29 protein-coding genes and 1 pseudogene are annotated in these 24253 nt (G+C 39.3%); 13 read left to right on the top strand and 17 right to left on the bottom strand.

Features of this window, described 5'->3' with window-relative positions; translation table 11 throughout:
* Positions 1-11 precede the first annotated feature (11 nt).
* From MP387_RS04315 to yjbM, 3 genes are read right to left on the bottom strand one after another with little or no spacing between them, the layout of a single operon-like run.
* Positions 12-908: an RluA family pseudouridine synthase gene (locus MP387_RS04315; protein WP_242747939.1), complete on the bottom strand. Its 897-nt coding sequence runs from the start codon at positions 906-908 to the stop codon at positions 12-14.
* Complete coding sequence (locus MP387_RS04310; RefSeq protein ID WP_061413985.1) at positions 905-1723, bottom strand: NAD kinase; 819 nt, start codon at positions 1721-1723, stop codon at positions 905-907. The genes MP387_RS04315 and MP387_RS04310 overlap by 4 nt, the downstream gene beginning before the upstream one ends.
* Positions 1707-2378, bottom strand: a complete 672-nt coding sequence (gene yjbM, locus MP387_RS04305; protein ID WP_000151555.1) for a GTP diphosphokinase — start codon at positions 2376-2378, stop codon at positions 1707-1709. The genes MP387_RS04310 and yjbM overlap by 17 nt, the downstream gene beginning before the upstream one ends.
* 128 nt (positions 2379-2506) lie before the next feature.
* Here yjbM and MP387_RS04300 point away from each other — a divergent pair, with 128 nt between their 5' ends.
* From MP387_RS04300 to MP387_RS04265, 8 genes are all read left to right on the top strand, one after another.
* Positions 2507-3076 (top strand): CYTH domain-containing protein, encoded by a 570-nt coding sequence (locus tag MP387_RS04300; protein WP_242747937.1) that lies wholly within the window; start codon positions 2507-2509, stop codon positions 3074-3076.
* A 111-nt stretch (positions 3077-3187) separates the two neighbouring features.
* Entirely contained in the window at positions 3188-4147 is a 960-nt protein-coding gene (locus MP387_RS04295; RefSeq protein ID WP_001283843.1) for a ribose-phosphate diphosphokinase, read from the top strand.
* 9 nt (positions 4148-4156) lie between these two features.
* Complete coding sequence (locus MP387_RS04290) at positions 4157-5272, top strand: cysteine desulfurase family protein (protein ID WP_242747935.1); 1116 nt, start codon at positions 4157-4159, stop codon at positions 5270-5272.
* A gap of 4 nt (positions 5273-5276) precedes the next feature.
* Positions 5277-5624 carry a DUF1831 domain-containing protein gene (locus tag MP387_RS04285; RefSeq protein WP_000863524.1) on the top strand — a complete coding sequence of 116 codons (348 nt, stop codon included), beginning with the start codon at positions 5277-5279 and terminating at the stop codon, positions 5622-5624.
* A 6-nt stretch (positions 5625-5630) separates the two neighbouring features.
* Entirely contained in the window at positions 5631-5846 is a 216-nt protein-coding gene (locus MP387_RS04280; protein WP_000286093.1) for a DUF4649 family protein, read from the top strand.
* 82 nt (positions 5847-5928) lie between these two features.
* Positions 5929-6570, top strand: a complete 642-nt coding sequence (locus tag MP387_RS04275; protein WP_033629707.1) for a redox-sensing transcriptional repressor Rex — start codon at positions 5929-5931, stop codon at positions 6568-6570.
* A gap of 15 nt (positions 6571-6585) precedes the next feature.
* Positions 6586-7275 (top strand): gamma-glutamyl-gamma-aminobutyrate hydrolase family protein, encoded by a 690-nt coding sequence (locus MP387_RS04270; RefSeq protein WP_242747933.1) that lies wholly within the window; start codon positions 6586-6588, stop codon positions 7273-7275.
* A gap of 23 nt (positions 7276-7298) precedes the next feature.
* Complete coding sequence (locus tag MP387_RS04265; protein WP_242747931.1) at positions 7299-7781, top strand: hypothetical protein; 483 nt, start codon at positions 7299-7301, stop codon at positions 7779-7781.
* A gap of 14 nt (positions 7782-7795) precedes the next feature.
* Here the strand turns inward: MP387_RS04265 and radC are convergent, their stop codons facing one another.
* The 3 genes from radC to MP387_RS04250 form a co-directional block, all read right to left on the bottom strand.
* The gene (gene radC / locus MP387_RS04260; protein ID WP_242747929.1) at positions 7796-8476 is read right to left on the bottom strand and encodes a RadC family protein; all 681 of its coding nucleotides are present in this window, start codon (positions 8474-8476) and stop codon (positions 7796-7798) included.
* Between the two features lie 42 nt (positions 8477-8518).
* Positions 8519-10810: a DNA helicase PcrA gene (pcrA, locus tag MP387_RS04255; RefSeq protein WP_242747927.1), complete on the bottom strand. Its 2292-nt coding sequence runs from the start codon at positions 10808-10810 to the stop codon at positions 8519-8521.
* Positions 10811-10995: 185 nt separating this feature from the next.
* On the bottom strand, positions 10996-12666 hold the full coding sequence (locus tag MP387_RS04250; RefSeq protein WP_242747924.1) for a formate--tetrahydrofolate ligase: 1671 nt from the start codon (positions 12664-12666) through the stop codon (positions 10996-10998).
* 228 nt (positions 12667-12894) lie between these two features.
* On the opposite strand from MP387_RS04250, the gene coaB reads away from it, so the two are divergent.
* From coaB to MP387_RS04235, 3 genes are read left to right on the top strand one after another with little or no spacing between them, the layout of a single operon-like run.
* Positions 12895-13584, top strand: a complete 690-nt coding sequence (gene coaB / locus MP387_RS04245) for a phosphopantothenate--cysteine ligase (protein WP_242747921.1) — start codon at positions 12895-12897, stop codon at positions 13582-13584.
* A gap of 11 nt (positions 13585-13595) precedes the next feature.
* Complete coding sequence (gene coaC, locus MP387_RS04240) at positions 13596-14147, top strand: phosphopantothenoylcysteine decarboxylase (RefSeq protein ID WP_242747919.1); 552 nt, start codon at positions 13596-13598, stop codon at positions 14145-14147.
* Positions 14131-14694, top strand: a complete 564-nt coding sequence (locus MP387_RS04235) for an ECF transporter S component (RefSeq protein ID WP_001042723.1) — start codon at positions 14131-14133, stop codon at positions 14692-14694. Before coaC ends, MP387_RS04235 begins: the two co-directional genes overlap by 17 nt.
* 40 nt (positions 14695-14734) lie before the next feature.
* On the opposite strand, the gene MP387_RS04230 is transcribed toward MP387_RS04235, so the two are convergent.
* Entirely contained in the window at positions 14735-15094 is a 360-nt protein-coding gene (locus MP387_RS04230; RefSeq protein WP_242747917.1) for a hypothetical protein, read from the bottom strand.
* Positions 15095-15229: 135 nt separating this feature from the next.
* Between MP387_RS04230 and MP387_RS04225 the strand changes: the two genes are divergently transcribed.
* Positions 15230-15757, top strand: coding sequence for an ECF transporter S component (locus tag MP387_RS04225; protein WP_242747915.1), 528 nt, complete (start codon positions 15230-15232; stop codon positions 15755-15757).
* Between the two features lie 11 nt (positions 15758-15768).
* The gene (locus MP387_RS04220; RefSeq protein ID WP_242747913.1) at positions 15769-16284 is read left to right on the top strand and encodes a transcription repressor NadR; all 516 of its coding nucleotides are present in this window, start codon (positions 15769-15771) and stop codon (positions 16282-16284) included.
* Here the strand turns inward: MP387_RS04220 and MP387_RS04215 are convergent.
* The 10 genes and pseudogenes from MP387_RS04215 to uvrB form a co-directional block, all read right to left on the bottom strand.
* Positions 16281-16748 carry an 8-oxo-dGTP diphosphatase gene (locus tag MP387_RS04215; RefSeq protein WP_242747911.1) on the bottom strand — a complete coding sequence of 156 codons (468 nt, stop codon included), beginning with the start codon at positions 16746-16748 and terminating at the stop codon, positions 16281-16283. The two genes, MP387_RS04220 and MP387_RS04215, sit on opposite strands and share 4 nt — an antisense overlap.
* Before the next feature lie 22 nt (positions 16749-16770).
* Entirely contained in the window at positions 16771-17196 is a 426-nt protein-coding gene (locus MP387_RS04210; protein ID WP_242747909.1) for a hypothetical protein, read from the bottom strand.
* Between the two features lie 73 nt (positions 17197-17269).
* Positions 17270-17710: a hypothetical protein gene (locus tag MP387_RS04205; RefSeq protein ID WP_242747907.1), complete on the bottom strand. Its 441-nt coding sequence runs from the start codon at positions 17708-17710 to the stop codon at positions 17270-17272.
* Entirely contained in the window at positions 17688-18245 is a 558-nt protein-coding gene (locus MP387_RS04200) for a hypothetical protein (RefSeq protein ID WP_242747905.1), read from the bottom strand. Before MP387_RS04200 ends, MP387_RS04205 begins: the two co-directional genes overlap by 23 nt.
* 495 nt (positions 18246-18740) lie before the next feature.
* The gene (locus MP387_RS04195; RefSeq protein ID WP_242747904.1) at positions 18741-19244 is read right to left on the bottom strand and encodes a hypothetical protein; all 504 of its coding nucleotides are present in this window, start codon (positions 19242-19244) and stop codon (positions 18741-18743) included.
* A 72-nt stretch (positions 19245-19316) separates the two neighbouring features.
* Positions 19317-20036 (bottom strand): hypothetical protein, encoded by a 720-nt coding sequence (locus MP387_RS04190; RefSeq protein ID WP_242747902.1) that lies wholly within the window; start codon positions 20034-20036, stop codon positions 19317-19319.
* 192 nt (positions 20037-20228) lie between these two features.
* On the bottom strand, positions 20229-20855 hold the full coding sequence (locus MP387_RS04185) for an NAD(P)H-dependent oxidoreductase (protein WP_242747900.1): 627 nt from the start codon (positions 20853-20855) through the stop codon (positions 20229-20231).
* 14 nt (positions 20856-20869) lie between these two features.
* Positions 20870-21022, bottom strand: a pseudogene (locus MP387_RS09145) (UvrB/UvrC motif-containing protein); the annotation flags it as partial.
* An 89-nt stretch (positions 21023-21111) separates the two neighbouring features.
* On the bottom strand, positions 21112-22149 hold the full coding sequence (locus tag MP387_RS04175; protein WP_242747898.1) for an acyltransferase: 1038 nt from the start codon (positions 22147-22149) through the stop codon (positions 21112-21114).
* Positions 22150-22189: 40 nt separating this feature from the next.
* Positions 22190-24178, bottom strand: a complete 1989-nt coding sequence (uvrB, locus tag MP387_RS04170; protein ID WP_242747896.1) for an excinuclease ABC subunit UvrB — start codon at positions 24176-24178, stop codon at positions 22190-22192.
* Positions 24179-24253: the final 75 nt, after the last annotated feature.

The following is a 24253-nucleotide window of genomic DNA, read 5'->3' as shown; positions in this document are numbered from 1 at the left end:
CCAAACAATTTTTAAAGAGTATTAGTTGATAACTGAGTAATAAGATTGCTGAAATCATCCGGTAAGGGGCTTTCTAGTTGCAAATCTTGCTCTAGAAAAGGATGATAAAAAGATAAATAATGGCAATGCAGAGCCTGACGTTGGATACCGTCGTCTAAGCTGCCTCCATAGAGATCGTCTCCCAACAAAGGAAAACCGATATGAGAAAAATGCACTCGTATCTGATGAGTTCGCCCAGTATGAAGACGAATATCGACTAGGTGAATATTTCCATAAGACGCGACAACTTTGTAAGATGTATGGGCGTATTTCCCACCTTTGGCAACCCGTCTTGTGATAATGGAGTCCACATCACGCGCAATCGGGGCAATAATCTCCCCTTCAGGCTCCAAGACACCAGCTCCTTTAACCAAAGCAAAGTAACGTTTTTCGATAGACTTTCGTTGCAACTGCTTGTCTAAACGTGCATGAGCGTAGCCGTGCTTGGCAAAAAGCATCAAACCAGAAGTATCTCTATCAAGCCTAGTCACGATGTGAACTTGCTGATTTTCATATTCCTGTTTAACATAGTAGCCCTTGATAAAATTGGCAATGGTATTGGAATGATTGACACTGGGGATGGATGCTACTCCATAAGGCTTATTTAAAACCAGAAAATGATCATCCTCATACAAGATATCGAGTGGTCGATCAATAGCTTCAAGGCTCTCAAATCCTTCCTCTGCTGGAATATCAATAGTTACCCTGTCTCCAACATCTAAGAGATAAGTCGCATTTTGAGGTTGGCCATTGACCAGAATAGCCCCACCTCGAAACTTAATCTTAGCCAAAAGTCCCTTAGAAACCTCATGTTTCTTGAGGAAAGTTTTAACTTTAACGTGCTCATCTGCGGTAAATTCGAACCTCATTCATCCACCTCGCCGATGAAGGCATCTTTGACACGATTCCAGAAACTAGTGTGACTTGGAGTCGCTACGAAGTGAATCTTGTGATGGTCGATTTGATACTCAATCCGTTCGATATTACGGAAGGAATAGATGCTGTTATCGACTGATATCGTATGGTAATCATTGCGTGTCGGCAAAAGTTCAATCTTATCTTTTTTGGGAATAATGATTGATGAGCCCAAAGTGCGATAGACTCGGTTATTGAGGCTTGCTATTTCCGTCAACTGCAAGGCTTCAATGGTCGGATGCAAGACAGCTCCACCCAAGGACTTGTTGTAGGCAGTACTTCCCGTTGGCGTTGAAACAGTCACTCCATCTCCACGAAATCTCTCAAACGGAACATGGTTAATGATGATATCCGCAACCATGGTGCGATCTGATCGACGGATACTGGCTTCATTTAAAGCACGGAAGATTTTCACTTCTCCATTTTCAAGCGTTACCTTGACATTCAAGACTGGATAGGAAACTTTGGCACCAGTATCGAGTAAAAGATTGGTCACCAACTGATCCAGCTCAAAATCACGATAATCTGTGTAAAATCCCAAATGCCCTGTATGAACACCTACAAATCGAACCTTGTCTAACTGATTCTCATACTTGTGAAAGGCAGATAAAAGCATTCCGTCACCACCAATGGAAATGACGATATCGGGATTGGTATCGTTCAGTATAAAATGTTGTTTCTTTAGTTTTTCCCTCAGTTCATGCAAGACCTTCTGACTTTGTGGCTTTCTATTTGCTATGAGGTCAACTCGTTTACCTGTATTCTTCATCTGTATCGTCACTATTTCCTACACCATCGTTTAATTTTCTGCTCAATGGATCAAAGAGAGCCTGTGCTTCCTGGATATCATCACGAATCTTACCCATTTCTTCATCCAGTTGATAGGCTATTTTGGCCGTGATTTCCAGTCTTTTCCTGATTTCTTCTGGAAAATCGCCCTGATATTTATAATTGAGCGAGTGTTCAATCGTAGCCCAGAAATTCATGGCTAAAGTACGTATTTGAATTTCCGCCAAAATCGTCTTCGCTCCGTTGATCGTATCAACTGTGTATTCGACAACCACGTGATAAGAACGATAACCTGAAGCCTTACGATGAGTGATATAATCTCGTTCCTGAACGACTCTCATATCTTGGCGTTTACGTAGAATCTCAACTACTTCTTTAACGTCATCTACAAACTGAACCATGACACGTAAACCCGCAATGTCTTGCAGATCATGTTCCAGACTTGCATATGTAATTCCTCGACGAGCCATCTTTTCTTTGATACTTTCAATCGGTTTGACACGACCTGTTACAAACTCAATCGGAGAATGCTTGTTTTGCTTACGATACTGTTTGCGAATCCCCCGAAGTTTAATCTTCAATTCACCAACAGCCTGAATGTAAGGATCTAAAAATTCTTCCCATTCTATGGTCATACTTTCTCCCTTGTAATGTTTGATTGCTCTGTCGAAAATCTTTGATTTTTTCAGTACATTCGTATACAATAAATACATTGTCCATTATACCATAAATCGCTTTCAAAGATATAGAAAAGGTTGAAAAAATGAAACATTTAGAAATAGAATTGAAAACACTTCTGAAAAAAGGGGAATATGATCATCTAAAAAAACAGTTTTCCCATATCCAACCCGTCCTTCAGAAGAACTACTACATTGACACGCCAGATTTCCAATTGCGTGAAAAGAAGGTTGCCATGCGCATTCGCACCTTTTCAGATTGGGCGGAATTGACCTTAAAAGTACCTCAAACTGTAGGAAATATGGAATACAACCAGAAACTAACTCTTCCAGAAGCTGAATCATACCTAGAAAAACAAAAACTACCTCAGGGTCTCGTTCTAGAGAAGCTATCTAAGATTGGCATCGAAAGCCATGACTGGTTAGTTCTAGGCTGTCTTTCCACTCTACGTTATGAAATGAAAACTGAAATTGGCTTAATGGCCTTAGATGAAAGTCGATACTTTGACCAGACGGACTATGAACTCGAGCTTGAAGTCACCGACCATGAAAAAGGGAAAGAAGATTTTCAGAGATTTTTAGATGAAAATCAGATTACTTATCAGAAAGCTCCATCAAAATTAATTCGTTTTATTAAAAGCATGAAAAAAAGCTGAAATAATCTCCTTTTTTTGGTAAAATAGAAAAGATAAAAATAAAAGAATCTGGCTTTGAAAAACAAAACTTTCTCAGAGAAGATTCGCAAAGTTTACAGAGGACGGTCTATAATGTCAGATAGAAACAACATGAAACTTTTCACCCTAAACTCTAACCATGAAATCGCTCAAAAGATTGCGGATACAGTTGGTGTACCTCTCGGGAAGTTATCCTCTCGACAATTTTCTGACGGCGAAATCCAGGTCAACATTGAAGAAAGTGTCCGTGGTTACGATGTCTACATCATCCAGTCAACCAGCTACCCTGTTAGCAACCACTTGATGGAGTTGTTGATCATGGTTGATGCTTGTGTACGTGCAAGTGCTCATAGTATCAACGTTGTCCTTCCTTACTTTGGTTATGCGCGTCAGGATCGTATCGCTTCTTCTCGCGAACCCCTCACTGCAAAACTAGTTGCCAATATGCTTGTCAAAGCTGGTGTAAGCCGTGTTCTAACACTTGACCTCCATGCTGTTCAGGTCCAAGGTTTCTTTGACATTCCTGTAGACAATCTTTATACTGTTCCTCTATTTGCTAAGCACTACTGTGATAAAGGACTTCTTGGTTCTGATGTTGTTGTTGTCAGTCCAAAGAACTCTGGTGTTAAACGTGCACGTAGTTTGGCTGAATACCTTGATGCTCCTATTGCTATCATTGACTACGCCCAAGACGATTCTGATCGTAACGAAGGCTATATCATTGGGGATGTTGAAGGCAAAAAGGCTATCTTGATTGACGATATCCTAAATACTGGTCGTACTTTCTCTGAAGCAGCCAAAATCGTTGAACGTGAAGGCGCAACTGAGATTTATGCAGTATCCAGTCACGGTTTATTTGTTGAAGGTGCAGCAGATCTTCTTGACGCTACCAACATCAAAGAAATCCTCGTGACGGACTCAGTAGCAACCAAAGAAAGAACTCCAGAAAATGTATGTTACATTACTGCTAGCGAATTAATTGGTGATGCTATCGTCCGCATCCATGAAAGAAAACCAGTCAGCCCACTCTTTGCTTACAACAAAAAGAAATAAGGTGATTCTTTGATTTATTTGGACAATGCTGCTACAACTCCTATGTCAGCAGTAGCTATTTCTGAAATGACCAAGGTCATGCAAGAAACTCATGGTAATCCTTCTAGTATTCATGGCCATGGTCGCCAGGCTGGCAAACTCTTGCGTGAAGCTCGTCAGGACTTAGCCCACTTACTAGGAACCAAACCTCAACATATCTTTTTTACGTCTGGCGGTACAGAAAGTAACAATACAGCCATTATCGGCTATTGTCTCCGTCATCAAGACAATGGAAAACATATCATCACGACAGCTATTGAACACCATTCTGTACTTGAGACTATCGATTATCTGGTTCAACATTTTGGTTTTGAAGCGACCATCATCCAACCAGTAAATCAAGAAATAACTGCCCAGCAAATTCAAGAGGCCTTACGTGACGATACCATTCTCGTTTCCACCATGTATGCTAATAATGAAACAGGAAGCCTCTTACCTATCGCTGAGATTGGACGTATTTTAAAAGAGCACCCTGCTGCTTATCATGTAGATGCTGTTCAAGCTATCGGGAAAATTCCTATCCATCCCGAGGAATTAGGAATTGATTTCCTCAGTGCTTCTGCCCACAAATTCCATGGACCAAAAGGAATCGGATTTCTTTACGCTGCTTCAGCGGACTTTGATTCCTACCTTCACGGTGGAGACCAAGAACAAAAGAAACGTGCTGGAACAGAAAATCTCGCTGCCATTGTAGGCATGGTCGCTGCTCTAAAAGAGGATTTAAATGACCAAGTTGAGCATTACCAAAAACTAAGCGCACTCAAATCTGCTTTTTTAGAAGAAATTGCATGTCTCGACTACTATCTCAATGAAAGCAAGCACCAACTACCTTGTGTTATCAACATTTGCTTTCCTGGCCAAAAAAATGATTTGCTCTTGCTACGGTTAGATCTTGAAGGAATTTCAATTTCTACCGGTTCCGCTTGTACTGCTGGTATTGTGCAAACCAGTCATGTACTCGAAGCTTTCTATGGACCCGATTCGCCTCGTTTAAAAGAATCTGTCCGTATCAGTCTTTCTCCTCTTAACACTGAGGAAGAACTGAAACAACTCGCACAAACCTTAAAAAATATTATTGGAGATTAATCTAATGGCATTCGAAAAAACCATTAAACTACAAAACTGCCGCTACGACTACACACTTAGCCCAACTGTCAAAAAGTTCACACTGAAAGATAATACTTTCTTTGAAACAAAAGTTGGAAACTTCGAACTAACTCGTCTACTTGAAAAAGTACCCAACAGTGGTGAAGGTTTCAACCTAAAAATCATCATCAATAAAGACCTTACAGGTGCTAAACTCAACATCACTGACAAGTCTGGCCTTCGTTTGGTTAATATTTTTAAATCAGAAGATCACCACATTCATCAGGAAAAATTCTACTTCCTCATGGACAGCCTTGTAGAACGCGGTATCTTCACTAAAGAAGAAAGATAATTGACTATGTATCGACTTACCTATCAAGATAACTATCACGTAGAACGTACACTTGAATATAAAGATTACGAAGAGCTTATGTTATCTCTATCAGGTTGCGTGACCCTACCTGATACTCTCCTAATCAGCTCCTTAACGCTGAATGATAAGGTGATTTATCAAGGATTGGTTGGCGATCTCTACCGTTTTCTATCACAAGCTCATTTTTCAGATAAAAACTAAGAAATTTCTTAGTTTTTTCTTATTTTTGTTGATTTTTTCACAATGTTTCTATAAAATAGAAGAATAGAAAGGTTGTGATTTTGTGAAAGATAAACAGTCTGCTATTCCAAAAGCAACAGCAAAAAGACTCTCTCTTTACTATCGAATTTTCAAGAGATTTCATGCAGAAAAAATCGAACGTGCCAACTCCAAACAAATTGCAGAGGCTATCGGTATCGACTCTGCGACCGTTCGTCGGGATTTTTCCTATTTTGGTGAACTAGGTCGTCGTGGTTTTGGTTACGATGTCAAAAAATTGATGAATTTTTTTGCTGATCTCCTAAATGATAACTCCATTACAAATGTTATGCTGGTTGGGATTGGTAATATGGGGCATGCCCTTCTCCACTACCGCTTCCACGAGCGCAACAAGATGAAGATTATCATGGCCTTTGACCTGGATGACCATCCAGAAGTTGGAAGCCAGACACCTGATGGAATTCCAATCTATGGTATCTCACAGATTAAAGAAAAAATCAAAGAAGCAGATGTCAAAACTGCTATCCTAACAGTTCCAAGTGTTAAATCACAAGAAGTTGCCAATCTTTTGGTTGATGCAGGTATAAAAGGTATTCTCAGTTTTTCCCCTGTTCACCTTCAACTCCCAAAAGATGTGGTCGTTCAGTATGTCGATTTGACAAGCGAACTCCAAACCCTCCTCTATTTTATGCGTAAAGAGGATTAGAAAGCGAAAGCATGTATGAAAAAACCAGTTATTGGGATTACAGGAAATGAAAAAGCTCATCCAGATGATGACATCATGATGAGCTATGCAGCAAAAGGCTTTGTTGAAGGAGTCAAGGACGCTGGCGGAATTCCAATCATCCTACCGATTGGTGATCAAGAAATGGCTGCCTATTACATCAGTATCATTGATAAGCTCATCCTAACGGGTGGGCAAAATGTTGATCCAAAGTACTATGGTGAGCCAAAAACCATTGACAGCGATGACTACCATCTTCAAAGAGACCAGTTTGAATTAGCCCTTATCAAAGAAGCGATTAAGCAAAAGAAGGCAATTTTCTCTGTTTGTCGGGGTACTCAACTTTTCAATGTCGCCATGGGAGGCACGCTACACCAAGATATCGAGGATCATTGGCAGGACTGTTCAGCCGAATACACGACCCAACGCCTCGTAACGGAACCTGATACCATTCTCCGAGAAATCTATGGAGAAATCTCTCACATCAACTCCTTCCACCACCAGAGCATTAAAGATCTAGCTTCAAATCTTAAGGTTGTAGCACATGATCCTAAAGATGGAATCATTGAGGCTGTGACAACTACAGACGACTTTCCTTATCTTGGTGTTCAATGGCATCCTGAATTTCTCTTTGAAAATCGCCCCAAAGATAAAACTCTATTTGACTATGTTGTTAATGAACTCTAGGACTTATAAATAGGTTATTAATCATGAATGAAATTAAAATACCTTCTACTCATGAGATTTTGAGAGATATAGAAGCTAATGTTTTCATATCTTATAAGGAAAAGGAAGCTAATCTTTTCTTATCAAACAATGAAAAAGAAATAAGGGTTTGCTTTCATCTTTCTAATCTCTATAGACTTTTAACAGCGGAAAGTTACCAATCTTTTTCTAAGAATAAAGAGAATTTCGATAAACTATCTCAAAAAGAAAAACAGCTGAAAGAAATGTCTAAAAAGGCAAAACTATTTTGTAAAAAGGCAGATGCTAAACTAAAAAGTAAATTTCATTCAAGTCTTTACTTTTACAGAGATATTCTCATTCATAAAAAAAGATATTATAAAATCGAAGATTTCAATGAGATTGTCGACTTTATCGTTCAAGAAGATTTACTTGTACCCACGATAAAACCTCTTCCTGTTATCAATATGGCAGAAGTAGATTCCTATGTTTTAAAAGTAATTGAGTAAGATCATGTGCATTCTTAAATCAAATCCGTCTTTTCACGGTAACTAAAGTAATCAGAGTGAGAGACAATCAAATGGTCCAAGAACACAATTCCCATCAGTTCGCAGGCTTCCTTGACTAGCTTCGTGACATGGTTGTCGTTTCGACTAGGAGATACGGAACCGGATGGATGATTGTGAACGAGAATCACAGACGTTGCCATATGCTTCAAAGCATAGTGAAGGATTTCTCTCGGTTCAGCAATACTGCGTGTCGCAGATCCGATAAAAATAGTTTGCTGATGGATGATTTGATTTTGAGTATTGAGATAGAGCGCCACTAGGTGCTCTTGTTTTTTGTCGCCAAGTTCCTGTTGCATTTTCTTGGCTAGTTTTTGACTACTGAGAATACTTTCCATCTCAAGAGTTTCATATTTGTGAATACGATGTCCCAGTTCAATCACCGCTTGTAATTCAATGGCTTTTATTCGCCCTATACCAGACAGACTCTGCAATTCCTGCAGGGTCATATTTTTCAGATCAGTTAGACTGTTAAGACTATTCAAGACTTTCTGGGAAATTTCAAAAACATTGACCTGACGTGTTCCTGTTCTGAGCAGAATTGCTAGCAATTCTTGATTGCTTAGAGCCTCTACTCCTTCTTTAACTAGTCTTTCTCTAGGCAAGAGTGAATCTTCTTGGAATGAGATACTGTACATAAAAATCCTCCTCACTTTATTATTCGTGAGAAGGATGAAAAATTAGATTTTTTTCTTAATTGGAGCTACACTGGCTAGAAGTTTTTTCAGACCGACTTCTGGGAAATTGATTTTCAACTCCTGAGTATCACCGCTACCAGAGACTTCCAGAACAGTTCCCTCTCCCCACTTCTTGTGGAGAGCAATATCCCCAATAGACCAGTTGGTATCGCTTGAATCTTTTTTATTTCCAGCTGCAAACTGTCCAAATGGGAGACTACTTGACTGGATAGAGCTTGGTGCGGCATTTCGTTTCCGTTCTTGAAGCGCTTGAGCTAGGCTCATACCCTTCCCGAAAGCAATCCCACCACTGCTATACGAAGCCTTGAAACTGGTGTTAGCAGGACGACCCAAACCTTGATACTCGAGCAAGTCTGAACTAATTTCATTGATAAAACGAGTTGGACGATTGTAATTGGTACGACCGAAAAGCAAGCGTGAGTTGGCATTGGTCAGATAGAGGATTTTCTCAGCGCGTGTGATACCTACATAGGCCAAACGGCGTTCCTCTTCTAGCTCATCTGGATCTTCAGCTGCACGGCTAAGTGGAAAGACATTTTCCTCCATCCCAATGATAAAGACAACTGGGAACTCAAGTCCCTTAGCTGCGTGCAAGGTCATCAAGGTCACTTCTGATGTCTCCTGACTGCCTGAATCCGTATCCGCAATCAGGGCAAGGTCATTCAAGAATCGACTGAGTTTGTCCAAACCAGTTTCCTCTTCTTGACTATCAGGATTGTCGTCAAAATTCTTGGTAACAGATAGAAATTCCTCGATATTTTCAACCCGCGCCTTACTTTCCAAGGTAGCTTGGGTATTAAGAATATCGACATAACCTGTTTTTTCTAGAACAGCCTCCACCAGCTCGGTGATGGTTAATTGGTCAAGTTGTTCCCGCAAATCCAGAATCATATTGGCAAAGTCCCAGATAGACTGGGCTGCTTTTCCTTTGATGCTAGACAGCATGATATTAGCTGAAGCATCCAGCATAGACATCTCTTGCATATTAGCAAAATCCCGGATTTTCTCAACAGTTCCTGGTCCAATTCCACGTTTTGGTTCGTTGATAATGCGCTCAAAACTAATGTTATCACTTAAGTTGGCAATAAGATTGAGGTAAGCAATAATATCGCGAATTTCCTTACGGCTGTAGAACTTGGTCCCACCAACCATAGTATAAGGAATATTAGACTTGAGGAGGGCCTCCTCAATAGTACGAGATTGCGCATTAGTCCGATAGAGAACTGCAAAATCCTTGTAAAGGAAGTTTTGACTGCGACCAAGTTCATCGATAGTTTTAGCTACAAATACAGCCTCATCTTGTTCATCATTGGCACGATAGTAAATAATCTGCTCCCCATCAGCATTCTGGGTCCAGAGATTCTTAGGACGACGATTTCTATTGTTTTTAATGACATCATTTGCGGCTTGGAGAATGGTTTTGGTTGAACGGTAATTCTCCTCCAACAAAACGACCTTGGCTTGAGGGTAATCTTTCTCAAAATCCAAGATATTCTGCATATCAGCCCCACGCCAACCGTAAATAGACTGGTCAGCATCACCGACTACGCAGATATTTTTAAAGCGTGAAGCCAAGAGTTTGACCAATTGGTACTGGGCATGGTTGGTATCTTGGTACTCATCAACGTGGATATATTGGAATTTTTGCTGGTAGTAGGTCAAAACATCAGGATTTTGATCAAAAAGACGCAAGGTCAGCATAATCAAATCATCAAAGTCAACCGACTCAGACTGACGAAGCTCTTTCTGATAGGCTGTATAACATTGAGCCACGATTTGCGTATACATATCACCAGCTTGAGCAGCATAAGCCACATCATCAATCAGGTCATTCTTAGCATTGGAAATAGTCCCCAAAATAGTCCGTTCATTCCATTTTTTAGGATCCAAGTTTAATTGCTTGAGAATGCGTTTCATGAGGGTTCGCTGTTCACTAGAATCTACAATGGTGAAATTCCGATTGTAGCCAATATGATCCGCATCGCGACGCAGGATACGAACACACATGGAGTGAAAGGTCGCAATCAGACAGTCCTGAGTAGCTGGATTGAGCCCATAGGCACGCTCCTTCATCTCACGAGCAGCCTTATTGGTAAAGGTAATGGCCAAGATATTCCAAGGATTGACCATCTTTTCATCAATCAAGTAGGCGATTCTGTGAGTTAAAACACGAGTCTTCCCAGAACCAGCCCCCGCCATGATTAACAAGGGTCCTTCTGTCGTTTGCACCGCCTCAGCCTGACGGTCATTCATTCCATTCAATAATGCGTTCATTTTCTCTTCCTTACTCTTGAAGTCAATGTTTCTATTATATCAGAAATCAGAGAAAATATCTTTAGCTAGACTGATTGCGTCTAGAAAGTAACTCTATTATATCAGCTGACGACAACGCCTCATATCTAGACAAGAAAATGAGCTTGGAAATCTTTTCCAAACTCATTTAAACCAATTGCAATTTACTAGAACAAACCTAGAACGGTCCCGTCACTTTCAACATCCATATTAAGAGCGGCTGGACGTTTTGGAAGTCCTGGCATGGTCATGACATCACCAGTTAGGGCAACGATGAAGCCTGCACCTAATTTTGGTACCAATTCACGAATGGTAATTTCAAAGTTTTCTGGTGCTCCAAGTGCATTTGGATTGTCTGAGAAACTGTACTGAGTTTTCGCCATACAGATTGGCAATTTGTCCCAACCATTCTGAACGATTTGGGCAATTTGAGTTTGAGCTTTCTTCTCAAAGTTCACTTTGCTACCACGGTAGATTTCAGTGACAATTTTTTCAATCTTTTCTTGGACAGAAAGGTCATTGTCATAAAGACGAGTGTAGTTGGCTGGGTTTTCAGCGATTGTCTTGACAAGTGTTTCGGCAAGTGCTACGCCACCTTCTGCGCCATCAGCCCAGACACTAGCCAACTCAACTGGCACATTGATAGAGGCACAGAGTTCCTTCAAAGCTGCGATTTCAGCTTCTGTATCAGAGACAAATTCATTAATCGAAACAACTGCTGGAATACCAAACTTACGGATGTTCTCAACGTGGCGTTTCAAGTTAGCAAAACCTGCACGAACTGCTTCCACATTTTCCTCTGTAAGAGCGTCCTTAGCTACGCCACCATTCATCTTAAGGGCACGAAGGGTTGCGACGATAACAACAGCATCTGGAGATGTTGGCAAGTTTGGTGTCTTAATGTCAAGGAATTTCTCAGCACCAAGGTCTGCACCAAAACCAGCTTCAGTAACAGTATAATCAGCCAAGCGAAGGGCTGTGCTTGTTGCCAAAACAGAGTTACATCCATGAGCGATATTAGCAAATGGACCACCATGTACAAAGGCAGGTGTACCGTAAATTGTCTGAACCAAGTTCGGTTTGATAGCATCTTTCAAAATCAATGCTAAAGACCCCTCAACCTGCAAATCACCAACAGTAACTGGCGTACGATCGTAACGATAGCCGATAACGATATTGGCCAAACGACGTTTCAAGTCTTCAATATCCGTAGCCAAGCAAAGAATGGCCATGATTTCTGAAGCAACTGTAATATCAAAGCCATCCTCACGAGGAATACCATTTAGAGGACCACCAAGTCCAACGGTCACATGACGAAGGGCGCGGTCGTTCAAGTCCACCACACGTTTCCAGAGAATACGACGTTGGTCAATTCCCAGCTCATTTCCTTGATGCAGGTGATTGTCAATCAAGGCAGAAAGGGCATTGTTAGCAGTTGTAATGGCATGCATATCCCCGGTAAAGTGAAGATTGATGTCCTCCATTGGCAATACTTGGGCATAACCACCACCGGCTGCACCACCCTTAATCCCCATTACTGGTCCAAGAGATGGTTCGCGGATAGCAATCATGGTTTTCTTGCCAATTTTGTTTAAGGCATCTGCAAGACCAATGGTAATGGTTGACTTTCCTTCACCTGCTGGTGTTGGATTGATGGCAGTAACCAAGATCAATTTCCCAACTGGATTGCTCTCAACAGCACGAATTTTATCAAAGCTGAGCTTAGCCTTATACTTCCCGTACAATTCCAAATCATCATAAGAAATACCCAATTTCTCAACAACATCAACGATTGGTTTCAACTCAATACTCTGTGCGATTTCAATATCTGTTTTCATTCAAAACTCCTCTAACCTCTAATGTGATAATTCATTATAACACAAAACAAGATTTTTAACATCCATAAACTCTCTAAACGTTCGTAAATATCCTGAATTTCAAGAATTTTAGAGCCCTTTGAAAAATTTTATATGGCTTTATAGTTGTAAACTATAGTGTAGCTTTGTTTTAGCAAAATTTTATCGCTTTCATTTTACTTACTGTTTATTTTTGTGTACAATAGTCCTATGAAAATTTTAGTCACATCGGGCGGAACGAGTGAAGCTATCGATATTGTCCGCTCTATCACTAACCATTCTACAGGTCGTTTGGGGAAAATCATCACAGAAACCTTGCTTGCTGCGGGGCATGAAGTTTGTTTGATAACGACAAAACGAGCTTTGAAGCCAGAAGCTCATCCCAACTTAAGCATTCGAGAAATTGACAATACCAACGACCTTCTAGTTGTGATGCAAGAACTTGTTAAGGAATATCAGGTCTTAATCCACTCAATGGCCGTATCTGATTACACTCCTGTTTATATGACAGGGCTTGAGGAAGTTCAGGCTAGCCCTAATTTGGAAGAATTTTTAAGCAAGCAGAATCATCAGACTAAGATTTCTTCAACTGATGAGGTTCAGGTCTTATTCCTGAAAAAAACACCCAAAATCATCTCTCTGGTCAAAGAATGGAATCCTGCCATTCATCTGATTGGCTTTAAACTGCTGGTTGATGTCTCTGAGGATTATCTCATTGAGATCGCACGAAAGAGTCTTATCAAGAACCAAGCAGACTTAATCATTGCAAATGACCTCGCTCAAATTTCAGCAAATCAGCATCGCGCAATCTTTGTTGAGAAAGAACAACTCCAAACCGTTCAAACCAAAGAGGAAATTGCAAACCTCCTCCTTGAAAAAATTCAAGCATACGATTCATAGAAAGGAAAGCCATGGCAAATATTCTCATCGCAGTGACAGGTTCCATTGCCTCCTATAAATCAGCTGACCTAGTCAGTTCCTTGAAGAAACAAGGCCATCAGGTCACTGTCTTAATGACTGAGGCAGCGAGAGAGTTTATCCAACCGTTGACACTACAGGTCCTCTCTCAAAATCCTGTCCACCTTGATGTCATGAAGGAACCTTATCCTGATCAAGTCAATCATATCGAACTAGGCAAAAGGACCGACCTTTTTATTGTAGCCCCAGCTACTGCTAATACCATCGCAAAGTTAACCCACGGATTTGCTGATAACATGGTGACAAGTACAGCACTTGCCTTGCCAAACCACGTCAAAAAGTTAGTCGCACCAGCCATGAATACAAAAATGTATGACCATCCGGCAACTCAGGCTAATCTAAAAATATTAGAGACCTATGGTTATCAGATCATCTCTCCAAAAAAATCTCTACTAGCCTGTGGCGATCACGGCAAAGGCGCCCTAGCTGACCTGAATACTATTTTAGAAAGAATAAAGGAAACCCTCGATGAACAAACGCTCTAACATTGCACCGATTGCTATCTTTTTTGCAGTTATGCTCGTTATCCACTTTTTGAGTTCTCTCCTATTTAACCTTTTCCCATTCCCAATTAAACCAACTATCGTTCATATTCCAGTCATTATTGCTAGTATCATCTATGGCCCTCGAGTTGGAGTTACACTTGGTTTTCTTATGGGACTATTGAGCTTAACGGTAAACACGATTACCATCCTTCCAACCAGCTACCTCTTCTCACCATTCGTACCGAACGGAAACATCTATTCTGCTATTATCGCTATTGTCCCTCGCGTTTTGATTGGGCTGACACCTTACTTGGTTTATAAATTATTAAAAAATAGAACAGGTCTCATCTTTGCTGGTGCTCTCGGTTCCCTTACCAACACCGTCTTTGTCCTTGGGGGAATCTTCTTCCTTTTTGGAAATGTCTTCGACGGCAATATTCAAAAACTCTTAGCAACCGTTATTTCTACAAACTCAATTGCCGAGCTTGTCATTTCTGCCGTCCTAACAGTAGCAATTGTCCCCCGTCTCGAAACCTTGAAGAAATAAAAAAAACTCCACTTTCGTCCTGAAGGTGGAGTTTTAGCATTTAAAACATGAGAAACATCAATAGAATATGAAAGCCAAAGCGCAGGAGATGATACGAAAGAGGGGTAGGTTGCTGACTTTTCTGACTATCCAAATATAGGGTTAGTGATAGAAAAACCAAACCAAATGCAATCACCAATCTGACGAAATAAGCAATTTCGAGTATTGCTGCCATCAAAAGAAAACCTAATAAAGGAAGGCTAAAGAGTGAAACAGCCAGACTGCTTGCTAATAGAGAGAGTAGCGAAAGGACCAATAAACTATAAACTAGGAAGCGAGTCCAACCTGAGACGACTTTCCCTTCACTTTTCTGTTTTGACATCATCACGATTACCACGATTAGGTAAACAAAAAGTATCATCACAATTTCTCCTCAGTTCCTATTATTCTTTACCACATTTTAACCAAATTTTCCTGAAAAATCAATAATGCTTCTTGACTTAGCTGACTATTTATTGTACTATACTTGTGTATATACAGATAAATGGAGGTTCTTATGGATATACGGAAAAAAACGCAGTTTATGACCATGACTGCCCTACTCACTGCAATAGCGATTTTGATTCCAATCATTATGCCTTTTAAAATCGTTATCCCACCGGCTTCTTACACCTTGGGAAGTCATATCCCCATCTTTATCGCCATGTTTCTTTCGCCTTTGATGGCTGCTTTTGTGATTATTGCTTCTAGTCTTGGTTTCCTGATGGCAGGTTATCCGCCTGTTATTGTACTTCGTGCCTTCTCTCACATTGTTTTTGGTACTTTGGGGGCTTTGTACTTAAAGAAATTCCCTGAAACCTTGGATAAACCAAAGACATCTTGGATTTTTAACTTTGTTTTGGGTGTTGTTCATGCTATCGCTGAAGTAATAGCTTGTATCATCTTCTATGCTACTTCAGGGACAAATGTTGAAAATATGTTTTATGTTCTCTTTGTTCTAGTTGGTTTTGGCACAATTGTCCATAGTATGGTAGACTATACCTTAGCACTAGCTGTATTTAAAGTGCTTCGAAAACGTCGCTAAAAGGAAAAACTATGACAAAAAATCGCAAACAGGCCCTTCTCAAACTGTTAAAAGATGCACCAAAAGCCCTCAATGGCCAAACCTTGGCTGAACACTTTCATGTTACGCGCCAAGTCATTGTACAGGACATCGCTATTCTTCGAGCAGATGGAGCTCCTATCCTATCCACCAATCGTGGTTATATCTACAAGGAAAATGATGCCAGCCCCTACGTCCACAAACTCTTTAAAGTGAAACATGAACTGGAAGAAATCGGACAGGAACTACTAGCTATTGTAGACAATGGCGGACGCGTTCAAAATATCTTAATCGATCATCCCGTTTATGGCGAAATTGAAACCCTACTCAAACTCACTTGCCGCCGAGATGTCCAGCACTTTCTGGAACAAGTTGAGAATTCAGACTTTAGACCCCTTTCTGAATTGACAGACGGCATCCATTACCACCTTGTTGAAGCCGAGACACAACAAGACCTCCACTATATCGAGGAGGTCTTGGAGCAGTTAGGTTATTTAGTAAAAGACTAGAAAATTTCTTTTTCCCAGCCGTCCTCTGTACGGTGGCGATAGAAGAACTCAGACTTGTCAGGTGCTTCCATCATTTCCATCAAAGGCAACATATCATAGGCCAGATCCAAGTTTGGAATCTGGTCTTTTTTCACCCAAGATACTTCTCCTTCTTCTGAGGATTGGAGACTTCCAGTAAACTCTGTCGCCTTATAACAAACAACGATGTAGCGCCCACCTGTGTCTAAGGGCCAGTTTTTAATGCCGACTAGTTGAGGATTCTGAATGGTTAGGCCAGTTTCTTCGTATATTTCACGAATGACAGACTCGGCAAAGGCCTCGCCGTTCTCAACATGACCTCCTGGAAAGGCATAGCCAGACCAGCGATTGTTTTCAGGAGAGCGATATTGCATGACTACACGCTTATTTTCTAGATCTTCGATTAGACAGATATTGGTTAAAATGGTTGCTTGGGCACAGGACATGGATTCACTCGCTTTCTACTTGTTAATATTCAGCTCGATATTTTACTTCGGACTTCATCATAAAAGGATTAACTAAATCGTGGTATTCACGATAACCATGGAGCAAAGATCCTCTAACGATGATAGCTTCTCTATCTACTATTCTAAAATCTACTGTAATTGGAATGCGTGAATCTTCTATAAAAGAAAAAGCTAAAAGTGAGACACCCCAGATACAAAAAACTGCAAAAACACTAAAAAGCTCTAGGATAAGAGGACGTTTTTGATCTATCCTTGATTTATAAAATCGAGCCCATAAATGCGACAACAAGGTTAAACCAAGACAAAGCAACCAGATATTCCACAAAGTTGGAATAAATGCTAAACCAAATGCTAATAAAATAAGATGGATAATGACAAAGGATAACAGGGCTAGATACACTATTCTAAACACATTTAAATATTTCAAAATAAATTTTTCCTCATCTTAAGATTATGACTAGATATCAAACAGGCTATGGATTAGCTCGCTTTCTAAGTTGTTATATGCCTTTTTCGAACTTAATATCAGATTTCATGATGAATGGATTAATCAACTCGTGATGTTCATAAGTACTACGGGCCAAAAAACCTCTAGCAATGATGATTTCCTTATCTTGTATGCGATAGTCTATATTGATAGGGACGGCTGGATCCGAGATAACTGATAAAACAAAGAATGCTGCAAACCAAAGGTAAAATGTCACCAATCCACTAAATATTTGAAAAATAAGGTGATACCATTTAGCATCTCTTGTTCTATAAAAGATTCTCCAAGGATGGATTAGGAAGGTCAAACAAAGAATGAAAAACCAACTATTCCACAAAATCGGCGTAAAAGATAGTCCAAAAACCAGCAACACCAAATGAAGAACCACAAAGGTCAGCAAAGCCAAATAAAGTGTCTTAAACGAAATTAACTTAGTTAGATTTTCTTTTGTCATAATTTTTCCTCTTTTTATCATTATATTTCAAAATCACCATCAATATCGCTGGAATGATGAAAAAGATTAGATAGGTAGCAATTGGAAGCCAGATGTAGCGATAATCAACAGATAATAAGGAAGGAATTTTTTTAACATTTCTCCCTTTCACCCCAACAATTAAGTGGAGGAGAAAAATAGGTCCGTTTATGAATAGAAAAGTTTCTAAAAATCCTTGTACTGAATCCTTATTGCTAAAACCATCTCTAAAAATACCTTGATAAAGTGTGTGCACCAAAAAGACAAAATTCATAATAATTGGCAAGACATAGGACATTTCTTGATATGGTTTCGGGATAAGTGACGTCCCGAACAACACATACATGATACCAAAAATAGATAATAATATTATACCACCATCCATAAAAGAAGCAATCTTTGAATGTCTTTCCAGCCACAATTGGACGTGAGCTACCAAAGAATACTTTTTATGGATTTTTCTCATTTTTCTGTCCTGTTGTTTGACCTTCTTTTTTCTCTTAATCTTTCGTTCCATTTACGCCTCCTTCTTCTCTTTTCTATTCGTATAATCAAAAGCAGGATGCCCAGCCCCAAGAAAAAGAAAAAGAGATAACTTACAATAGGGACCCAGACATAGGCTGGATCCATAGAAATTATGGGAGGGAAATTCGTTGACTTACGACGTCCTAGCCAATTCAGACCTACCAAGAGATGAAAGGGAAAAAGAAGACCATTAAACCCAATAAATCCCCATGAAAAGTAACGCCATTTCTGAAGTTTATCACTACTAAAACGAAAGACAAGGAAATAGGTTGATAAGATCAGAAGGATAAGATTGAAGCTTAAGGGAGAAAGATAGTTTATGTTCGGTAATGGATAACTAATGTAAGAGGCGGCAAGAAATGATACAAACATAGATCCAAATAACACACTCGTATCCAAAAGTTGACCAATCCTTCTGTGACTTTCCATCCAAAGAAAAATCCTCTTAGTCCAAGAAGACTTTTCTTTTGTCTTGTACTTCATTTGCCTACTCATCTTCATTTTCATCTACTCCTTTTTTTGAAGTTTTAGAGAGAAAGAAGATTGCCAAAGTTAACATCAAAACTAGAAGGTAGATGACAATAGGAAACCAGATATAGGATGACTCCAGTGAAAACAAAGGTGACAGAACAACTCTTCCTCTTTTTCTCACGCCAATCAGTTGAAAAATGAAGCTAAGGATATTGATATAAATAAAGGGTTCACAAAATCTTTTAAGGGTCCTTTCTTTTTCCGTTTTCACTGACAAAAAGAGAGCATAGAACCTATTACCCAAGATAAAAAGATTCAATTGCAAGGGAAACAAGAGCTCTCTGTGCCGAAAATCAGCTGGAATGCTTTTGTTCTGTGATGTTGTAAATTCTATAATTAGGAACAAGATAATATAAAAGAACATATCAAGCATAAATTTGATAAATCGATGTCCTTGTAACCAAAAACGAACAAAATCTAACCCTGATGACTTCTTATAATTCTTCTCTTTCAATTTCATAATAACTTCTTTCCATTTAAAATATCTGCTAAAACGTATAGGTGGTATAGGTTCAAAGTTAAATTTTAAGATTTAAAATTTCTTAATTCTGTTCTTTTCGTAACTTATCAGTTTATGATTCTGAATCTTTAAAGAAACACCACTACCTGAACGATATCCTTTAGCACCATAGTAGTAAGAAACCTCATAAAAGGCATCTGGCAACTCGGCATTATCTATCCCATTTGAAATAAATCCTGTCAGTCCACCTTCACCATCAAAATAATCTTTCTCACCCTCTTCTAAAACAGTGTCTTTATATCTAACACTTCCTTTAATAATTCCTTTTTCCAAAAATTCATCAATAGGGAGGTCATATAAACCTTGAAAAGCTTTCCCTTCCTTATGGTTCTTTTCGATGAGGGCATAATAGTCTTGGATATTGTCAGATTCAGTATCGACACTCCAGTAACTACTTACGAATTCCAAATTGGGATTTTCATATTGCTTGAAAAAACTCTCTACCTTTTCTTTGTTAGAAACACTGACAGGATTCTGGTTGAGTAGCTGATCTGCTATATGTGAAAATTGATGCAACATCGTTCCAATAGTTCCATCGTAGGCTAGTTCTTCACTCGTCCGTCTAGAATTTCCTGGAGATTTAGGAAAATATATTAAACTGTCACTTACAGTAATCTTTCTTCCATTAACTTCTTCAGTATAATCATATTCAATTTCATAATCTTCAGAAGGCCATCTATATCTAGAAAACTTCGTAACCTTCACATCACCTTTAAAACCATATAATTTCAATGTTCTGCTTGCTACCGCCTCAATGTCGTTTTGATTTGGTCCAGAAAAAGTAGTATGAAAGGTAACTACTAAAATGACTACAAAACTCAGAAAACAGGCTGAGAGGATAATTGCGATAAAACACTGAAATTCAACACTAACCCTTTTTTCATTACTACATTCTCCTAGATAAACATATTAAAATTTATTTCACTAATCCAAATCCTTGACTTCCTCAGCTACTTTTTGTAGATATTTTTGTCTTGTAGAATTTGTATTCACCTCACGCCCTAACTCACCCAAAATTGAAACTTTCTTTGTTTTAATACCGCAGTGATTTAGGACAGCATTCTTTAATACTGATATTCCATAACTGTCTGGGATATTGATAGGACCTGAAAATACTTTGTACCACCATGTTGGTGCCATGGATGTTGCGTAAATACTAGCTGTTTTTCCTTTTAGTAACTTTTTAAACTGCTGACCCCTTAAGTAGTTTAAAATAAAACTTCCTTGATTATTGGCAGAGTAAGCAATTCCTGGCGTGAAAACACGATCAATCCACCCCTTCAATAAACTAGGCATACTACTCCACCAAATTGGATAAACGAAAATGAAATGATCTGCCCACTGAATTAATTCCTGAGAGCGAAGTATGAAAGAGTCCTCTTCCATCCGTTTTCGATAACCATAACGTAACACAGGATCAAAATCTATCTCATTTAGGTTAATAGATTCAAGCTCATGGCGATTTGAGTCAATATTTTCTACAATCGTTCGAAAAATTTCTTGACAGAAACTTCCCTTGTCAGGATGTCCATTGATGACTAAAATTTTCATTCGTTTTCTCCTATCTAATCCAACGCCTTCACTTCCAACATCATATCACGGATTTGTGCTGCCAGTTCAAAATCAAGCACTTCGACAGCTTCTTGCATTTGTTTTTCGAGTTTTTTGACGAGTTCCTTGTCCTCTTCTTTGGAAACTGCCTTGGTTACGTCGATTAGGACAAGGATAATCTCAATAAACCCTAAATTCTCAATACAGTGTATAATTTAGTCTCTCTTACTTCTATTTTTAATAAGACAATAAAGTTTTAAGTCTGTTTAAGATTTTTAACACTCTTTATTAAAGTAAGAATATACGCCATTAATTTATTTCTAAAATACTCAATCATAGCGCCAGAAAAGAACAGGGCCAGTGTCATAACTAGAATCATAATGACAAAAATGGGAAATTCTTGTTCTTCAACTAAAGTATGGATGGTTGGTATAATTCTTCTAAAAATAAGAGGATGTACATGAAACAGATAAACCCCCAAAGTTAGTGGAGATATTAAAAGAACTAGTCTCTTAAAAGTTAAGGGAATATCTTTAATATTCAAGAAGAGTAAAAATATTGCTATTCCTTGCAGTGTGATCGTAGGAGAAATATAACTTCTCCACTGTTCAAAACCAAGCCAGCACAATATAAAAGTTAAACTAGTTAGAAATAAAATGAATCCTCTAACGTTACGTATTTGAAAACGACTTTCGTAATTTGATTTTCTAATTATTGCTCCTAAAATGTACAAGAGGATCATCCATAATACACTATAACCACCCCACAAACCTAGAATATCTTGTTTAAATACTGTGGGTATGACAGAAAAGTATATAAATGCTCCACTAACAATTGGAAGCAATTGTTCTTTTTTCAATGTCAACACTGCTTGATTCAAAAATGGTGCTATTAAGACTAAACCAAAATAGCAACTCATATACCAATACTGTCCATGACTTATTGGAGTTAAAGCTGAAAACCAATCACTTAAGTTGACAGATGATTTTGAAAAAATAGCAAATACAAAAGTAATTGAAATAGTATAGAAAATAATCTGTACCCAAAAGCTAAACATTTTTTTATAACTAAATTGTGAATAAAGACCGACATACCCACTGATTAAAATATAAATATTTACAGCTGAATATGAGAAAGCTTCTAAAAAATTGGCAAAAATATAGTAAAAATCTTTTTGACTATCAACTTTCTCCAAAATTCCTCCCATACCCAAAACATGTAAGTTGCAAATCATCAACATAGCGAAAATTCTACAACATTCAATGCCTATGTGTTTAGTTTTTTTTGCTGTCATATTATGTCTCTCTATATATTTCTATTTCTTTATAATTTTTTCAGTTTAACGCCTTCACTTCCAACATCATATCACGAATCTGAGCTGCGAGTTCAAAGTCAAGCACTTCGACGGCTTCTTGCATTTGTTTTTCCAGTTTTTTAACGAGTTCCTTGCGCTCTTGTTTGTTGAGGCTATTGATATCGACTTCCTTGTCCTCTTCCTTAGCAACTGCCTTGGTCACAGCAATCAGGTCACGGATTTCTTTCTTGATTGTCTGAGGCACAATACCGTGTTCTTCATTATAGGCCATCTGGATTTTCCGACGGCGGGCAGTTTCATCGATAGCACGTTGCATAGACTGGGTCATGGTATCAGCATACATGATGACATGACCTTCACTGTTACGGGCGGCACGTCCAATGGTCTGGATTAAGCCACGTTCGTTACGTAGGAATCCTTCCTTGTCGGCATCGAGAATGGCTACTAAACTTACTTCAGGAACGTCAATCCCTTCACGGAGCAGGTTGATTCCGACCAAGACATCAAAAACACCCAAGCGTAGGTCACGGATAATCTCCGTCCGCTCCAAAGTCTTGATATCCGAGTGCATGTACTTGACCTTGATGCCCATTTCTTTGAAGTAGTCGGTTAAGTCTTCAGCCATTTTCTTAGTCAAAGTGGTGATAAAGGTCCGTTCATTCTTTTCAACACGGGCATTGATTTCACCTAGGAGGTCATCAATCTGTCCCATAGTCGGACGAACTTCCACTTCTGGGTCTAGAAGCCCTGTTGGACGAATGATTTGCTCAATCACTGTCTCGGTCTGTTCATTTTCATAGTCACCTGGTGTCGCTGAAACATATACAATCTGGTGAACATGACTTTCAAACTCTTCCCGACGGAGAGGACGATTGTCCAAGGCAGAAGGCAAACGGAAACCATAATTGACCAACATTTCCTTACGTGAACGGTCTCCATTGTACATGCCCTTAATCTGCCCCATGGTCATGTGACTTTCATCAATCATGATTAAGAAATCATCTGGGAAGAAATCAAGAAGCGTATAAGGAGGCTCTCCTTCGCTACGACCATCCATGTGACGAGAATAGTTTTCAACACCGTTGGTATAACCCATCTCACGTAGCATCTCAATATCATACTCTGTCCGCTGTTTCAAACGCTGAGCTTCTAGCAGTTTGCCTTCCTTTTCAAAGACAGCCAACTGCTCCTCCAACTCTGCCTGAATCTTAGCAATGGCAATCTCCATGTGGTCATCATTGGTCACAAAGTGAGTGGCAGGGAAAATCGCCAAATGATCCACTTCTCCCAATACCTGACCTGTCAAAGCCTCAACTTCACGGATACGATCAATTTCATCCCCGAAAAACTCTACTCGAAAAGCGTGTTCATCACGGGAAGCTGGGAAAATCTCCACCACATCCCCACGAACGCGAAATCTTCCCCGTTGGAAATCAATATCATTGCGTTCAAACTGAATGTCAACTAAATCATTTAAAAGTTTGTCACGAGAAATCTCAAGACCTGGACGAAGACTAACAACACTATCAGAATATTCCTTGGGCGAACCCAAACCATAGATACAAGAGACAGAAGCTACGACGATGACATCGTTACGCTCCAGAAGAGCTGAAGTCGCTGAGTGTCGAAGCTTGTCAATCTCATCATTGACCGAGCTATCCTTCTCAATATAGGTATCGCTCGAAGGGACATAGGCCTCTGGTTGATAATAATCATAGTAAGACACAAAGTACTCAACAGCATTTTCAGGGAAAAATTCCTTAAACTCTCCATAGAGCTGACCAGCTAGGGTTTTGTTATGGGCAATGACCAAAGTAGGTTTATTTACTTTGGAAATGACCTGACTCATGGTGTAGGTCTTCCCTGTACCCGTCGCCCCCATCAAAATCTGTGCCTTTTCTCCACCCTCGATATTGTCAACCAACTGCTCAATCGCTTGGGGTTGATCTCCTGAAGGTTCATATTTTGATACTAGTTTAAATTTATTATCTGTAATTCGATTTATCATGATTGCCTCATCTGAATTTTTCTATCCTTCTATTTTACCATAAATTTACTTTTCAGACTCTACTCTAGGTTGATA

The organism is Streptococcus oralis (genome assembly GCF_022749195.1).
GTDB classification, from domain to species: Bacteria; Bacillota; Bacilli; order Lactobacillales; family Streptococcaceae; genus Streptococcus; species Streptococcus oralis_CI.
This window is presented reverse-complemented; position numbering and strand designations above follow the sequence as displayed.

Bases quoted from the DNA above. Each gene is read 5' to 3' on its own strand.
- MP387_RS04315 (WP_242747939.1), bottom strand. From the start codon at position 908: ATGAGGTTCGAATTTACCGCAGATGAGCACGTTAAAGTTAAAACTTTC.
- MP387_RS04310 (WP_061413985.1), bottom strand. From the start codon at position 1,723: ATGAAGAATACAGGTAAACGAGTTGACCTCATAGCAAATAGAAAGCCA.
- yjbM (WP_000151555.1), bottom strand. From the start codon at position 2,378: ATGACCATAGAATGGGAAGAATTTTTAGATCCTTACATTCAGGCTGTT.
- MP387_RS04300 (WP_242747937.1), top strand. From the start codon at position 2,507: ATGAAACATTTAGAAATAGAATTGAAAACACTTCTGAAAAAAGGGGAA.
- MP387_RS04295 (WP_001283843.1), top strand. From the start codon at position 3,188: ATGTCAGATAGAAACAACATGAAACTTTTCACCCTAAACTCTAACCAT.
- MP387_RS04285 (WP_000863524.1), top strand. From the start codon at position 5,277: ATGGCATTCGAAAAAACCATTAAACTACAAAACTGCCGCTACGACTAC.
- MP387_RS04280 (WP_000286093.1), top strand. From the start codon at position 5,631: ATGTATCGACTTACCTATCAAGATAACTATCACGTAGAACGTACACTT.
- MP387_RS04270 (WP_242747933.1), top strand. From the start codon at position 6,586: ATGAAAAAACCAGTTATTGGGATTACAGGAAATGAAAAAGCTCATCCA.
- MP387_RS04265 (WP_242747931.1), top strand. From the start codon at position 7,299: ATGAATGAAATTAAAATACCTTCTACTCATGAGATTTTGAGAGATATA.
- radC (WP_242747929.1), bottom strand. From the start codon at position 8,476: ATGTACAGTATCTCATTCCAAGAAGATTCACTCTTGCCTAGAGAAAGA.
- pcrA (WP_242747927.1), bottom strand. From the start codon at position 10,810: ATGAACGCATTATTGAATGGAATGAATGACCGTCAGGCTGAGGCGGTG.
- MP387_RS04250 (WP_242747924.1), bottom strand. From the start codon at position 12,666: ATGAAAACAGATATTGAAATCGCACAGAGTATTGAGTTGAAACCAATC.
- coaB (WP_242747921.1), top strand. From the start codon at position 12,895: ATGAAAATTTTAGTCACATCGGGCGGAACGAGTGAAGCTATCGATATT.
- coaC (WP_242747919.1), top strand. From the start codon at position 13,596: ATGGCAAATATTCTCATCGCAGTGACAGGTTCCATTGCCTCCTATAAA.
- MP387_RS04235 (WP_001042723.1), top strand. From the start codon at position 14,131: ATGAACAAACGCTCTAACATTGCACCGATTGCTATCTTTTTTGCAGTT.
- MP387_RS04230 (WP_242747917.1), bottom strand. From the start codon at position 15,094: ATGATACTTTTTGTTTACCTAATCGTGGTAATCGTGATGATGTCAAAA.
- MP387_RS04225 (WP_242747915.1), top strand. From the start codon at position 15,230: ATGGATATACGGAAAAAAACGCAGTTTATGACCATGACTGCCCTACTC.
- MP387_RS04220 (WP_242747913.1), top strand. From the start codon at position 15,769: ATGACAAAAAATCGCAAACAGGCCCTTCTCAAACTGTTAAAAGATGCA.
- MP387_RS04215 (WP_242747911.1), bottom strand. From the start codon at position 16,748: ATGTCCTGTGCCCAAGCAACCATTTTAACCAATATCTGTCTAATCGAA.
- MP387_RS04205 (WP_242747907.1), bottom strand. From the start codon at position 17,710: ATGACAAAAGAAAATCTAACTAAGTTAATTTCGTTTAAGACACTTTAT.
- MP387_RS04200 (WP_242747905.1), bottom strand. From the start codon at position 18,245: ATGGAACGAAAGATTAAGAGAAAAAAGAAGGTCAAACAACAGGACAGA.
- MP387_RS04195 (WP_242747904.1), bottom strand. From the start codon at position 19,244: ATGAAATTGAAAGAGAAGAATTATAAGAAGTCATCAGGGTTAGATTTT.
- MP387_RS04185 (WP_242747900.1), bottom strand. From the start codon at position 20,855: ATGAAAATTTTAGTCATCAATGGACATCCTGACAAGGGAAGTTTCTGT.
- MP387_RS04175 (WP_242747898.1), bottom strand. From the start codon at position 22,149: ATGACAGCAAAAAAAACTAAACACATAGGCATTGAATGTTGTAGAATT.
- uvrB (WP_242747896.1), bottom strand. From the start codon at position 24,178: ATGATAAATCGAATTACAGATAATAAATTTAAACTAGTATCAAAATAT.